Source organism: Salinibacterium sp. NK8237, assembly GCF_015864955.1.
Taxonomy (GTDB): Bacteria; Actinomycetota; Actinomycetes; order Actinomycetales; family Microbacteriaceae; genus Rhodoglobus.
Genome location: NZ_JADYWE010000001.1, coordinates 1,279,673 through 1,293,613, shown reverse-complemented (window position 1 = coordinate 1,293,613; position 13,941 = coordinate 1,279,673). Strand labels below are relative to the sequence as shown.

The following is a 13,941-nucleotide window of genomic DNA, read 5'->3' as shown; positions in this document are numbered from 1 at the left end:
CTGTTGAGGCTAATCGATGCGTGTGTCAGCCGAGTCGCACGCGGTTGTCGATGGGGTCGACGGCATCCGCTGCAGTGACGGCTTCAATGGATGCGGCACGCTCGGCTTCACGCTCGGCACGAGCACGGCGACGCTTGCGTTTGCGGGCGCTCGAGATGGTTCCGGTTGTGATCATGAAGCCGGCATAAATAAAGAGGGCAATAGCGATGATGGGAACAAGCCACGACTTGGCGCTGCCGTTGACGAAATTGCTGACGTAGCCAATCCACGGGACGCTGTACCAGAGCTTGCCCTGCACCTGAACGGGAAGAACCTGAAGTTCGTCGGCGACGTCGTTGTTGTCACCCTGCAGAGTGAAGGTGCGGGTGCCGTCGCTGGAGTTGGTGATTCCGGTGACGCGGTGGGTAATCACACCAGCCTTGCCTGACTCGATTTGGTAGGTGATGACATCCCCGATGACGATCTCGTTGGTGTCGATGGGCTTGACCACGATCAGCGTTCCCGGGGGCAGGCTCGGCTCCATCGAGCTGGTCAGCACGGTGAGCGGGAGCGCGCCGGCAAGGTTCGGCACGACGATGACGAGGGCGCCGACGAGCAATACCAAAGCGAATAGTCCTCCGCTGATGCCCATGCCCAAGTAGTAGAGAATGCCCCGCGACTTTTCGTCGTCGGTGTTGGTGCTAGAACTATTGCGAGCATCTGCGCGAGTTGAAATGTTAGACATCGTCAGTCTCCTTTCGTGTGCGACGACCAACGAGCCAAGAAATACCGGCGCCGATCAGTGCAGCCAAGAACAGGATGAGTACAAGGTACTCCTGGTACAGCCGCCACGAGTTGGGGTCAAGAGTGAATCCCGTCGGGAAAGTGGGGGCGAGGCCCGACCCGGTGTCGACAACGGAGGGACTCGGACTCGGGGTCGGAGTCGCCAGAGGTGCCGGCGTTGCGCCTGCAAGCCCTGCCGCTGTGCCGGTGCTGCTATTGCGTGTGACGACGTTCGTGGTGCCGTTGGTGTCTGTCGAATCAGGGGTTGTCGGAGTCAGCGGGACCGTTGAGCCCGAGTTCTCACACTGCGTTGCGGGCAGGGTTCCCGGCGTCGTGTCCGACAGGGTGAACCGCAGCGAGACGGATGCTGTCGCGCCCTGGCCTTGCGAACCGCTCAAGTCACCGAGGTTCAGCGTTGCGGTCACGGGCACGGTCTGCCCGGGAGACACAGTCAGGCCTTCGTGGGTGACGAGGCAGGGCGAGGCTCCGCTAATGGCCTGCCTCGAACCAGTGAGGCTCGGCGTGCTTGTGGTGACCGTCAACGCATTCGCGTAGGTCGAGTCGGAGTAGGTTACGTCCTGCATCGTGATGCGGAGGTAGCCCGTTGCCGTGCCGGTGTTGCGCACGTAAATTGTTTCGCTCTGGCTGTCGCCCGGGCTCAGCAGCGCGATGCTATCGAAAATGGCTCCGGGGTAGGTGCGGGCGAACGAGACGCCGTCGTCGCTGAGTTCAACGACGCCAACGCCGGTAGCTGCGCTGGCGGGAGTAGTCCCGATTAGCGCGCAGAGAGCGGCCGCTGCTGCGATTCCGGATGCCCGGCGAAGTGCTATCCGCATGCGATGCCCGATCCCTGACCTCGTCGGTCGTACGACCGAGGCTCGAGAGTGACGCTTGATGAGTCAGCCGATTCGGTACCGTCCGAAGCGACGGCCCGCACGGTGATCGTTCCGGATACGTTGCTACCTGTAAGTCCTGCGGATGTTGTGGTGACGTTTCCGAGAAGAGAGCCGTTGTAGTAGATGTTGTAGCCACCGTTGGGGGTGGTGAATCCTGATGGTGTCGACCAAGCGATGGTCACTCGATCTTCATCGGAACCGTTGGTGCACTGCAGGTTCGTGGGTGCGTTCGGTGCTGTGGTGATAAAGATGGATTGCGTGAACGAGCGCCCTGACAGCGCGAGTGAATCAGTGGTGTTCCAGTTTGTGCCTGCGCTCGAGTTGAGGGCGAACGATACGTCGGTCGTGCGGCCAGCTTGAGTCGTCATGCTGCCAGTGAAGGTGGTCGATGCGCACAGAATCGCGCTGCCGGTTGCGGCCACTGACAGATTGAGGGTGCTGAGAGAGACGGTTCCGCCGCTCAACGTGGTGGAGACCACTGGAGTAGATGCCGCGCAGGCTGAACTCGTGCCCACCCAGAATTTCACGGTGACTTGGGCTCCGCCGAGAGTGCCCGAGCGGGAGATGACGATGCTTGTGACGGAGGCATCGACAGAACCGGTGTTGCGCACTGTGATCGGCTTGGTAACTGTCTGGTTGGTTGCCGTGTAGGTGTAAGGGCCGAGTGCGGTGATGGTCGAAGCGCCAGCGGTGGTGGCTGTCGATAACGCGACAGCTCCGGTTGAGGCTGTCGCGGACTTGGTGGATGTCGCGGTCCACGCTGCGAAGCTGACGCTGGATACGAGAGTGAGAAATACCGCGATGCCCGCGATCATCGCGAAGCGAGTGGAGCGCGTCATCCCGGAGTAGCGATCGGCCCGAAAGCGGTGAGCGATGCGGATCACGGCTGCACCCCCGTGATGGTGGCGGTAATAGCGGCGCTCGCCGATTGCGCCGTTGCGAGTGCATCCGCGGGAAGGGTGACGACGAGGCATGCGCTGGTGCTGGCGCCTGCCGCAACAGTGCTGTTCAGCGTTCCTGTGGGAGTGCCCGATGTGGGGCAAGCGCCGTTCGCTACTGAGATTGTGAACGGGTTCGCTGTGGATGACGGAGTCATCTTCGCAGCGATTGCTGCGGAAAGTGTGAGGGGCACGTCACCGGTGTTGGTGATGGTGAAAGTGCCGGTGACTGATTTGCCGGGAGCGAGCGCCGACCAGTCCAGTGTTTGGTTTCCTACGGTGAGCGCTGCTGTTCCGGCGCTGATGGTCGAACCGGGCGTCGTGGTAACGGACGAGTTGAGGTAGGCGTAGGTTCCACCGGTGCCAACGAGACCGAGCGAGACGGCGATGGCGAGGACGGTGAGTGCTTTCATAACGCCCCAGGCTCCTCCACCGAAGGCGGCGAGGGGCGATGCTGCGCGGCGCTGGTGACGACCGTTAACCATGTCAAGGCGGTGCGATCCGCGAACTGTTGAAGAGTTCATGGTGCACCGCCTTTCGATGAGAGAAACTTGCTATGAAATGTGAAGAGGATTGCCGGGTGTGCGTCCCCCCAGGCCGCACACCCCGCAGGGTAAAACTAGTTTTGCGTGAGCGTGATGGCGAAGTTGCTCAGCGAGACAGCGCCGAGCTTCGAGAGGTTCTCGGCTCCGGCAGTCGTGCTCTTCGGGTAGTTCATCGTTACGGTCACGACTACTGGCTGCGTGCCGGTTGTTGGGCTGATCGAAGTCGCAGGTGAACCGTTGACGGTAAAGGTCGCAGTGGCGACGATCGCAGCGGCGAGCTTGACGTCGGCGTCAACGCTGGTGCTGACAGCTGCGACGGATGCGGGTGCAACGGCGATTGCTGCGGAGAGGTTGTCGCCGGTTGCTGTCACGTTGAAGGTCTTGGTGTACGTGAAAGTATCGCCGGGAACGATCTTGAACGTGGGTGATGTCACGGTTGCCTTGGTGCCGAGCTTCCAGCCATCTCCGGTGATCGTTCCGGGTGCTGCAACGATGTCGAGCGTTCCGGCGTTGATGCTCTGGTTTGTTCCGGCGCTTACGGTTGCGATCGAGTTCCATGTAGCGAGCGTTCCTGCACCGCCGAGGAGAAGAGCGATTCCTGCTGCACCTGCGATGGAGCCTTTAACGAGCTTGTTCATGATTTCCTTTCGCGGCGCAGCAAAGCAGGCCGGGACGAGTGTGGTTCGGGTGGTTCGGGTTATCAGAAGCTGTCTGCTGGTTTCGGGTTCCTGCATCTCGGACTGAGCAAACGCGAGTTATTTGGGCTCGCGCTCAACTTCCTAAGACGAACCTACATGTCCGCACTATGGAGGACAGGCCCCAGTAATGGGGGGCAACCCTTGTCCGCACCATGGGGGACTAGACCGTCCCGTTTGGGGGACGAAATACCCCGATTTTGCGGGGTTTTCGATCAAAACCCGCGGAAAGGGTACAACGCTTGTACCCCGAAAGTGTCAGAAAATTCGGGGTACAAGGGGACAGATCTGTCTATCCTCTACCCGGTTTGACCTGAAAAATATTTTTCGATGGGGGTGGAGATTTCACCGCAGTGGCATCTGTGACCACCGGAGAGCTGCCAATGAAGTCGAAAAGTTCGACCCCGGCGATCACTTTCGAGGGGTGCGGACCGCTCGCAAGAAGGCGCGGCATCCAATGCAGGGGCAGTGCTGATGGTGATCCCACGAGCACGATGTTGCCAAAACGGCGTCCTTTGAGAATTTGGGTCTCGGCCAACGCTGCAACATGACCGACCGTGTGCTTGAGGGTGGCAGCTTGGCTACGCGCAAAAGCGAGGCCCGGACCATCGGCAACATTCACGACAACGATTCCGTCGGGAGCGAGAAGAGTCATCGCTTCGGTATAGAACTCGACACTCGTGACGTGAGCTGGCGTGCGGGCTCCGCTGAAGACGTCGACGACAAGAAGATCAACGGCGCCGCGCATCCCCGCCGGAAACTTCGCGAGCACTTCACGCGCATCGCCGTGACGAACGCGGATGGATGCCCGCTTCGACCATGGAAGTTCCTTACGAACAAAGTCCACGAGATCCGATTCCAGCTCCACGACCTGTTGGCGTGAGCCTGGGCGCGTGGCCTCGACATAGCGGGGAAGGGTGAGGGCGCCGCCACCGAGGTGGACGGCGGTGATCGGGGCGCCAGGCTCGGAGAGCTGATCGATGACGTGCCCCATGCGCTGCACGTATTCGAAGAACAGCTCGCTGGGGTCATCCATGTTGACGTGGGATTGCGGGGTGCCATCAACCGTGAGGGTGTACGCGCCGTCTATCCACTTGTCTGGTGCAATTTCTGCATAGTGGCCGCTTAGTTTCAGGGTGGTGCTGGGGTGCTCGGCCATGGCATTGACTTTGCCACACCTGAGCAACGGCTGCAGCCAGTCGTTTCGTGTGAAACAGAAATGGTGGAATGGCTGGAGGCAACGACGAAGGCGTCGGACAGGACCACAACAGGTCCTGCCCAACGCCTTCGGGGTAGCCGTGATTAGTTGCGCTGTGTTCTCACCCGCTTGGCAACTATCGCGCCAGTGCCGATAAGTAGTAGCAGGCCAGCGATCAAAGCCAGTAGTCCTGTCCCTCCTTGGCCCGTGTACGCGAGAGGCCCTGTGCTGGCCTCGGCGGCTGTGTCGTCAGCGGAATCCGCGGCCGGGATGACCTCGATGAGCAATGTCGTCGATACCGCACCGACCGTGATGGTCAACGTGTGCGGGCTCGCGTGGGGGAACCTCACGGTGAGCCCGTCCACCTCGTCGGTGTCGACGTTGCTAGTGACCGTCACATCGTCTGGATCGATAGTCGCCGCGTTGCCGAATTCATCCTGTCCTGTCACGCTCAGAGTGACGGAGCCGCCTTGGTCGACCGATGCGCTTGGCACAGAAATCTGCAACTCGGCCGCGGCCGCGGCAGTCACGGTAACCTCCGCTGTCGTGGTGATGCCTCCCCACGTTGCCGTGATCGTGCGCTTTCCGGCTTCGGTCATCGTGATCATCGTTCCACTCACAGCATCCGACTCCACATCACTCGACAGAGTTGCTGAACCGGCGGGCACCGCAATCGCATTGCCAAAGGAGTCTTTGCCGGTGACGATGAAGCTAACGGCGTTACCTGCCCGCACGGTCTCGCTCAGGAGGCCAAGCGAGAGCTCCGTTAGCTCCGCACTGGAGACCTCGACTTGTGTAGTGGCAGTGAGCTCACCCGCCCGTACTGTGAAGGTGTGGATGCCCGCGTCCTTCACACCGACCGATGTGCCGGCAACAGCATCCGATGCGATGTCGCTTGTAACGACAACGTCGTCTGAATCGACATCCACCGAAGCCCCGCGGGAATCGGTGCCGGTCACCGTGAGCTGCACTGATTGCCCGGCCGTAGCCTCAGCTGGAGCGGCGCTGACCTCGATCGACGCTAGCGTCGCTGGAGCCGGCTCGGGCGTTATCGAGAAGTTGGTGAAGTCAGCGCGGCTGAACGTTGTTGCTCCATGTGAGACGTGAACGAGTCCGGTATCGAGCATGTTATCGGCGCCGAAAAGGGTTTCGAAGCCAACGCTCGTCCAAGTTTCGCCGTCGTCGGTTGAGTAGCTACCTTCAACAACGTCGTCGGTGCGAGTCATCTTGAGCGTGACTGGAGCGGTAACTCCGCCAGCGATCACGTTCTTGTCGAGCAAGCCATCGTTGTCTCTGTCGGCGCTCATGATGACTCCCTTGCCTGGAGTGACAACGAGAATGACGTAGCCGCCGGGAGAGAACGGCGTTGCCAGATCGTTGCGCACGACGAGCCCACTCTTCGTCCAGTCGTCGACGCGCTCTTGCGCCGTGACTGTGGCGCTGACGGTCGATCCGTCTCCGAACGAGTCGGCGGCATAAATGGAGGCGTAGTCGTCATCGTGCTGGTTGACGCCCCACATGTCGGCTCCGGCTTCCCAGAGGGCATAGTCATCGCCCAGCTGTCCAGCCAAATAGGCACCATTGCCGGTGTCGCGGAACGGCGACTGGATCTCGCCGCCCACCGACACTCCGATGCGTGCTTCGCCGGTGCCGCCATCCCAGTGCGCGGCCAGAGTGACGTTGGTTGTCTCGATCGCCGATTCCAGAGCGCCGGATGCCGAAATCGCCCAGCTTGCCGACACGGGCGTGCCAGCGGTGAGCGTTGCGGGTGCAGCGTCACCGGTCGGGGTAGCGACCCAGCCAGCATCGACCTCGGCGGCGAGGGAAAAGCCAGTGACGTCGTTGGCGATATCTTCAAAGGTCGCCGTAATCACGGTGTCGCCGTTGCTTGTTTCGGGTGAGACATCGAGGCACGCGCTTGACGGACGATCAGTGTCATCCGCGGTGCGCATATCTGGTGCGATGCCGGCGTTGTACCGAATCGCTGTGATCTCGCAGCCCACGACGTCTGCTGGCTCGAAGGTCGTTGCTTCCACGAGGGTGTCACGGTTTGCGCGCATGATCGTGTTCCCCTCACTGATCCAATTGCCCGTACCGTGAAGTTCACTTGTGTTCGGCGCCCGAAAGTTTGCTCCCCACCAATCGCCGTTGATGGCGACGTTGTTGTTGAATTCCATGCCGCGCGAACCTTCGTCGGGATAAAACGCTCGGTTGCGTTCTTCGACGATGTAGTTGCCGTCGTAGACGGTGCCGAAGTTTGCCGACAGGTTGTAGAACGCGCCGAGGTCGGTGTGGCGCTGGCCGAACCGGGCTACGTAGTTTGCGGAGATCGTATTGTTCTTCGCGGTAGTCGGTGTCGAGAAAAGCGGCTGGTGGTCGTAGAGGCCACGTGACTCGTACTCGGAACTTCCACCGGCGTCGTTTGCACCCCAGCCGTAGCCGGTATTGATGCCGCCGTAGGGCATATCGGTGACATCGTTGTGCGCAATCACCGATTCTTGGGCATAGGTCATGAGGATGCCCACGCCGCTCGTGTACGTGTCAGAAGCGTTCCAGATGCGGTTGTTCGACACTTCAATCTCGGACACCGTCATGCGCGCCACCGTGTCGTCGCTGACGTTGGGGTCGCGGGTGCCGTCGGCCAGCGTTCCCGGGTGATGGGCTTGCTGTTCGATGCCGCCGATCGTAATCGCGTTGGAGCCGGTGGCCGTAAAGCTCGAGCCCGTCACTGAAATCCGTTGCGTGGCAAGGCCGACGCCTGAATCGTTGGCGGTTGCATCGTTGCCGATGCCGAGGCCGCTCGCGCCAAGTCCGATGAAGCGGGAGTCGCTGATCGCAACATCCGTTGCGGCCGCAATCTGCACGGCTGACGGAATCTGCTTCCAGAATGGGCGTGACGCCTCGAAGTCGATGTAGCCCTCGCTGGGGTAGTCATCGCCGACGGAGAGATAGCCGCCGGTCTGCTGGTCTGCATAGCCGCCGGTCTCCGTCGGGTCGTTCCAGGTTGTGCCAGAGAACGTGAGGCCGCTGATGTCGATGTCGTGGGCTTGATTCTCGACACTTCCGGCGATCGTCAGCAGTGTTTCTAGTCGCGGAAGCTCCACTGACGCGGTGGTCATATCCACTCCACTTGCCGGCTTGTAGTAGAGGATGTCGGCCTCGGTGTCGAGGAACCATTCGTTGTCGCTATTCAGAAATGTAAGCGCGTTTTCAGCGTAGAAGCCGCTCTCATGAAACGGCGTCGCGAGAGTATCCCAACCCCACGTGTTGTTTTTCCATCCCGGCTGCTCCATCAGGAGCGTCGTTCCGTCGTCATTCAGGCCCTCGACTCCGCTGTAGCGATCGGTGAAGGAGTTGATTCCCCGAAGTTCGGTCGCTGCCAGTTCTGCGGGAGTGAGATCGCGCAGAAAAGCCATTGCGTCGGTCATGGCGAGGCCGTCGTCGACGAATGATCCGGTACTGGGGCGGGTGAACTTGGTTTGCGCTCGAATCGCGCTGGCATCGTTTACGTAGAGATTTCGGGACTCGGCGTCAGGGTCAACGGGCGCCGAGTAGATTTCAGCGGTCTCGTCGTACTCGGTCCAGTCCGTGATGGCGTCGGAGCCGGATATGACCGGTGTTGCACCATCAGCTGCCGTCCACCTCACGGCGTAGCCATTGGACCCGGAGTCTTCTGCAGTGAGCGCCAGAGTTTCGTTCAGACGATAAGTTCCATCTTCCAGCACGACGACGATGTCGGAGCTCATGCTGCTGTTAATCGTGCGCACGATGTCACGCGCCCCGGCCAGTGAGACGGGATCAGCGGCAGTTCCGGCGCCAGAGTCTCCTGCTGCAGGAGCGACGTAGATCATCGTGTCGTCGTCTGCAGCCGTGGCGGCGGTAGTCGCGACCGCCGTATATGAGGTGACGAGGGTAGCGATTGCGACCCCTACTAACACCTTTCGAGTTCCCGAATGACGATTTTTTCGCCAGGACAGCATCGTTGCCTCCAAGTTCCTGCCAGCAGGAAGTGCTCCTTATTGAACACCTCTCAACAAGACGACGTAATCATATGACGTATAACATCTCATAACAATGCTTTCTTCATTTTCTTGAGGAGAGAGCCGAGCTCGGCGCGCTACCGTGAACCATGGTCGATCTGAATCGTGAACTCCCTCCGCACCTGCAGGCGCAATTGAACGCGCAGTCCTATGTCGGGCCGGCAACGTTCGGAATGCGCCCAATGCTGAGCGAGCCAGAGCAGCTTGATTCGTGGAGGCCGGATGTCGCGGTCGTCGGTGCCCCGTGGGATGACAGCACCACAAACCGCCCCGGTGCCCGCTTCGGACCTCGCGCTTTACGCGCCAGCGCCTACGACCCCGGCACCTATCACCTCGATCTCGGTGTCGAGATCTTCGACCACCTCGACGTTGTTGATTACGGGGATGCCATTACGAGTCACGGAATGTGGGAGCTATCGAGGGTGGCCATTTTCGATCGCGTCTCGCAGGTTGCCAGTCGTGGCATCATCCCGTTCATTATTGGCGGAGATCACTCCATCACGTGGCCGGCAGCGACCGCGGTTGCTGAGCACCACGGTTTTGGCAATGTGGTCATGATTCATTTCGATGCTCACGCCGACACCGCGAACATCCTCGAGGGCAACCTCGCCAGCCACGGAACCCCGATGCGGCGTCTCATCGAATCGGGCGCCATCCCTGGCCCCAATTTCTTGCAGGTCGGCCTGCGCGGCTACTGGCCGGGAGAAGAAGATCAAAAGTGGATGCGCGACAACGGTCTCAAGCACTTCATGATGCAAGAGTTTTGGGAGCGCGGCGTCAAGGAGATGATTCCCGAGATCATTGCGGCGGCGAAGGCTCGAGCATCCAAGGTTTATATCTCGATTGACATCGATGTGCTCGACCCCGGCTTTGCGCCAGCGACAGGAACGCCAGAGCCCGGCGGCTTCGCGCCCATCGATTTGCTGCGCATCATCCGCCAGATTGTGCTCGAAACGGATGTCGTGGGTTTCGATGTCATGGAGGTCGCGCCGGCCTACGACCACGCCGACATCACGGTGAATAACGCCCACCGGCTCATCTGGGAGGCATTCGGAGCGATGGCTGCGAAGAAGCGCAATTCGGGACTCACAGCAAACCCCTAGTCGAATTTGCGATTTAGGTCAAGAATCGAGTGGACACGGCGCGGCATCGAGGCTTATAGTAGATCCTTGCGCTCCCAGACAAATTAAGCGGTCATATTGCGGACAGCTGGGTGCCCCGAGTATAGCGGCGGGGTGTTTCTGGTGAGCATTTCATTACCGACCGTCAATTATCTTGACAGACGAACCCGACGGGGTTCACGGAGGTTGTTCCTTGGCTGCTGCGCGCGATGCGTCCACCAATAAGTCCCCGAAAAACGGCCGCTCAGCTTCGCGGCTTTCTTTCGCAAAAATCACTGACACGCTCACGGTTCCCGATCTGCTCGCCTTGCAGACCGAGAGCTTTGATTGGCTCGTCGGAAACGACATCTGGAAGAACCGTGTAACTGACGGTGTTGCCGCCGGTCGTACCGATCTGCCGACTCGTAGTGGTCTCGATGAAATCTTTGAAGAGATTTCACCGATTGAAGACCTCGGCGAGACGATGCAACTGTCGTTCACTGATCCTGAGCTTGAAGAACCCAAGTACTCGATTGACGAGTGCAAGGAGCGCGGCAAGACTTTCGCTGCGCCTCTCTACGTAAACGCTGAGTTCATGAATCACCTCACCGGTGAAATCAAGACTCAGACCGTTTTCATGGGCGACTTCCCCCTCATGACCGCTCGCGGTACCTTCATCATCAACGGCACCGAGCGCGTAGTTGTTTCGCAGCTCGTTCGTTCGCCTGGTGTGTACTTCGACCGCCAGCCCGAGAAGCTGTCCGACAAGGACATCTACTCGGCTCGCATCATCCCGAGCCGCGGTGCTTGGCTTGAGTTCGAGATCGACAAGCGCGACCAGGTCGGCGTTCGCATCGACCGCAAGCGCAAGCAGTCGGTCACGGTCTTCCTGAAGGCCCTCGGCCTGTCCAGCGAAGAGATCCTCGAGGAGTTCAAGGGCTTCCCGTCGATCGAAGCCACCTTGGAGAAGGACAACATCCTCACCAAGGAAGAGGCCCTCAAGGACATCTACCGCAAGCTTCGCCCCGGCGAGCAGGTTGCTGCTGAAGCCGCACGTGCGCTTCTTGACAACTTCTACTTCAACTCCAAGCGTTATGACCTCGCGAAGGTTGGTCGTTACAAGATCAACCGCAAGCTCGGTCTCGACACTGACATTAAAGAGTCGGTGCTCACCGTTGAAGACATCATCGCGACCATCAAGTACATGGTTTCGCTTCACGACACTTCGGCACCCAACGTTTCGGTAAGCGACAGCGGTGTAGCCAGTGTTAAGGGCGTCCGCGATGGCAAGAAGGTTGCCGTTCGTCTCGACATTGACGACATCGACCACTTCGGCAACCGTCGTATCCGTGCTGTTGGTGAGCTCATCCAGAACCAGGTTCGTACCGGCCTCAGCCGTATGGAGCGTGTTGTTCGCGAGCGCATGACCACACAGGACATCGAAGCGATCACCCCGCAGACCCTGATCAACGTGCGCCCCGTCGTCGCCGCGATCAAGGAGTTCTTCGGAACGTCGCAGCTCTCGCAGTTCATGGACCAGAACAACCCGCTCGCGGGACTGACCCACAAGCGTCGCCTTTCGGCGCTGGGCCCAGGTGGTTTGAGCCGTGAGCGCGCTGGTGTTGAAGTTCGAGACGTTCACCCTTCTCACTACGGCCGTATGTGCCCGATTGAGACTCCTGAAGGCCCCAACATTGGTCTGATTGGTTCGCTCGCATCGTTCGCACGTATTAACGCATTCGGTTTCATCGAGACCCCGTACCGTCGCCTCATTGACGGCGTTGTTTCGACGACCATCGACTACCTGACTGCAAGCGACGAAGACGACTACATCGTCGCGCAGGCAAACGCACCGCTCACGAAGGACATGAAGTTCGCTGAGCCTCGCGTGCTTGCACGTAAGAAGGGTGGCGAGGTTGACCTCGTTCCCGTTGAAGACATTGCCTACATGGATGTCTCGCCGCGCCAGATGGTGTCGGTAGCGACCTCGATCATCCCGTTCCTCGAGCACGACGATGCAAACCGCGCACTCATGGGTGCCAACATGCAGCGTCAGGCTGTCCCGCTGCTGCGCAGCGAGAGCCCGCTTGTTGGAACCGGTATGGAAGCCTTCGCCGCAATTGACTCTGGTGACGTTGTCACCACGCTCAAGGCTGGTGTTGTCTCTGAGGTTTCAGCAGACGTCGTTGTTGTTCAGCTCGATGAGGGCGGAACGCAGGAATACTTCCTGCGCAAGTTCGACCGCTCTAACCAGGGCACGAGCTACAACCACCGTGTCATCGTTAGCGCCGGAGAGCGCGTCGAAGTTGGTCAGGTCATCGCTGATGGTCCTGCTACCGAGAACGGCGAGCTTGCCCTCGGAAAGAACCTCCTCGTGGCATTCATGCCGTGGGAGGGTCACAACTTCGAGGACGCGATCATCCTGAGCCAGAACCTGGTCAAGGATGACGTACTGTCGTCGATCCACATCGAAGAATACGAAGTGGATGCTCGCGACACCAAGCTCGGTAAGGAAGAGATCACGCGCGATCTGCCGAACGTCAGCCCAGAACTTTTGGCTGACCTCGACGAGCGTGGAATCATCCGTATCGGTGCTGAGGTTCGCCCAGGCGACATCCTCGTTGGCAAGGTCACGCCTAAGGGTGAGACTGAGCTTTCGGCTGAAGAGCGTCTGCTCCGTGCCATCTTCAACGAGAAGAGCCGCGAAGTTCGCGACACCTCGCTGAAGGTTCCCCACGGCGAGCAGGGCACGATCATCGCTGTCAAGGAATTCTCCGCAGACAACGATGACGAGCTCGGCTCTGGCGTCAACCAGCGTGTTGTTGTGTACATCGCCCAGAAGCGCAAGATCACTGAAGGTGACAAGCTCGCTGGTCGTCACGGCAACAAGGGTGTTATCTCCAAGATTCTGCCTGTCGAAGACATGCCGTTCTTGGCCGATGGAACCCCGGTCGACATCATCCTGAACCCGCTCGGTATCCCCGGTCGAATGAACTTCGGTCAGGTTCTCGAAACTCACCTCGGTTGGGTTGCGAAGCAGGGTTGGGAAGTTGAAGGCAAGCCGGAGTGGGCGAAGAACCTTCCTGAGGAAGCGTTCAGCGCTGCACCAGGAACCAAGGTTGCTACCCCTGTATTCGACGGTGCTTACGAGGAGGAAATCGCGGGTCTTCTTGACTCCACGACTCCTACTCGTGACGGCGTTCGTCTCATCGACCACACGGGTAAGACCCCGTTGTTCGATGGTCGTTCGGGTGAGCCGTTCCCGGCTCCCGTTTCGGTCGGTTACATGTACATCCTCAAGCTGCACCACCTCGTTGACGACAAGATCCACGCTCGTTCAACCGGTCCGTACTCCATGATTACTCAGCAGCCACTCGGTGGTAAGGCTCAGTTCGGTGGACAGCGCTTCGGTGAGATGGAAGTGTGGGCGCTTGAGGCCTATGGTGCCGCATACGCTCTGCAGGAGCTTCTGACGATCAAGTCGGATGACATCCTCGGTCGCGTCAAGGTATACGAAGCCATCGTTAAGGGCGAGAACATTCAGGAGCCCGGTATCCCCGAGAGCTTCAAGGTTCTTATCAAGGAAATGCAGTCGCTGTGCCTCAACGTCGAAGTTCTTTCGGCCGACGGTTCAACGGTCAACCTGCGCGACACGGACGATGAAGCGTTCCGTGCCGCTGAAGAGTTGGGCATCAACATTTCCGCGCGGTTCGAGTCCTCGTCTGTTGACGAGATTTAACTCGACCGACCACGACTGCAGAACTTTC

General features: G+C 59.6%; 9 protein-coding genes. 2 read left to right on the top strand and 7 right to left on the bottom strand.

The annotated features are described in order from the left end of the window. Positions 1-25 precede the first annotated feature (25 nt). From I6E56_RS06270 to I6E56_RS06240, 7 genes are all read right to left on the bottom strand, one after another. Entirely contained in the window at positions 26-724 is a 699-nt protein-coding gene (locus tag I6E56_RS06270; protein WP_197136761.1) for a signal peptidase I, read from the bottom strand. Then, positions 717-1,598, bottom strand: a complete 882-nt coding sequence (locus I6E56_RS06265; protein ID WP_197136760.1) for a hypothetical protein — start codon at positions 1,596-1,598, stop codon at positions 717-719. Before I6E56_RS06265 ends, I6E56_RS06270 begins: the two co-directional genes overlap by 8 nt. Further along, positions 1,589-2,542, bottom strand: a complete 954-nt coding sequence (locus I6E56_RS06260; protein ID WP_197136759.1) for a fibronectin type III domain-containing protein — start codon at positions 2,540-2,542, stop codon at positions 1,589-1,591. Before I6E56_RS06260 ends, I6E56_RS06265 begins: the two co-directional genes overlap by 10 nt. Further along, complete coding sequence (locus I6E56_RS06255) at positions 2,539-3,120, bottom strand: TasA family protein (RefSeq protein ID WP_197136758.1); 582 nt, start codon at positions 3,118-3,120, stop codon at positions 2,539-2,541. The genes I6E56_RS06260 and I6E56_RS06255 overlap by 4 nt, the downstream gene beginning before the upstream one ends. A gap of 95 nt (positions 3,121-3,215) precedes the next feature. Beyond that, positions 3,216-3,779 carry an alternate-type signal peptide domain-containing protein gene (locus tag I6E56_RS06250; protein ID WP_197136757.1) on the bottom strand — a complete coding sequence of 188 codons (564 nt, stop codon included), beginning with the start codon at positions 3,777-3,779 and terminating at the stop codon, positions 3,216-3,218. Between the two features lie 349 nt (positions 3,780-4,128). Further along, positions 4,129-4,995, bottom strand: a complete 867-nt coding sequence (locus I6E56_RS06245; protein WP_197136756.1) for a spermidine synthase — start codon at positions 4,993-4,995, stop codon at positions 4,129-4,131. 143 nt (positions 4,996-5,138) lie between these two features. Continuing rightward, entirely contained in the window at positions 5,139-8,972 is a 3,834-nt protein-coding gene (locus I6E56_RS06240) for a hypothetical protein (protein ID WP_197136755.1), read from the bottom strand. Between the two features lie 191 nt (positions 8,973-9,163). Between I6E56_RS06240 and speB the strand changes: the two genes are divergently transcribed. Further along, on the top strand, positions 9,164-10,177 hold the full coding sequence (gene speB / locus I6E56_RS06235) for an agmatinase (RefSeq protein WP_197136753.1): 1,014 nt from the start codon (positions 9,164-9,166) through the stop codon (positions 10,175-10,177). A 211-nt stretch (positions 10,178-10,388) separates the two neighbouring features. Then, positions 10,389-13,913: a DNA-directed RNA polymerase subunit beta gene (gene rpoB, locus I6E56_RS06230; RefSeq protein WP_197106487.1), complete on the top strand. Its 3,525-nt coding sequence runs from the start codon at positions 10,389-10,391 to the stop codon at positions 13,911-13,913. Positions 13,914-13,941: the final 28 nt, after the last annotated feature.

Coding starts and splice junctions, on each gene's coding strand:
- I6E56_RS06250 (WP_197136757.1), bottom strand. CDS start 3,779: ATGAACAAGCTCGTTAAAGGCTCCATCGCAGGTGCAGCAGGAATCGCT.
- speB (WP_197136753.1), top strand. CDS start 9,164: ATGGTCGATCTGAATCGTGAACTCCCTCCGCACCTGCAGGCGCAATTG.
- I6E56_RS06255 (WP_197136758.1), bottom strand. CDS start 3,120: ATGAACTCTTCAACAGTTCGCGGATCGCACCGCCTTGACATGGTTAAC.
- I6E56_RS06270 (WP_197136761.1), bottom strand. CDS start 724: ATGTCTAACATTTCAACTCGCGCAGATGCTCGCAATAGTTCTAGCACC.
- I6E56_RS06265 (WP_197136760.1), bottom strand. CDS start 1,598: ATGCGGATAGCACTTCGCCGGGCATCCGGAATCGCAGCAGCGGCCGCT.
- I6E56_RS06245 (WP_197136756.1), bottom strand. CDS start 4,995: ATGGCCGAGCACCCCAGCACCACCCTGAAACTAAGCGGCCACTATGCA.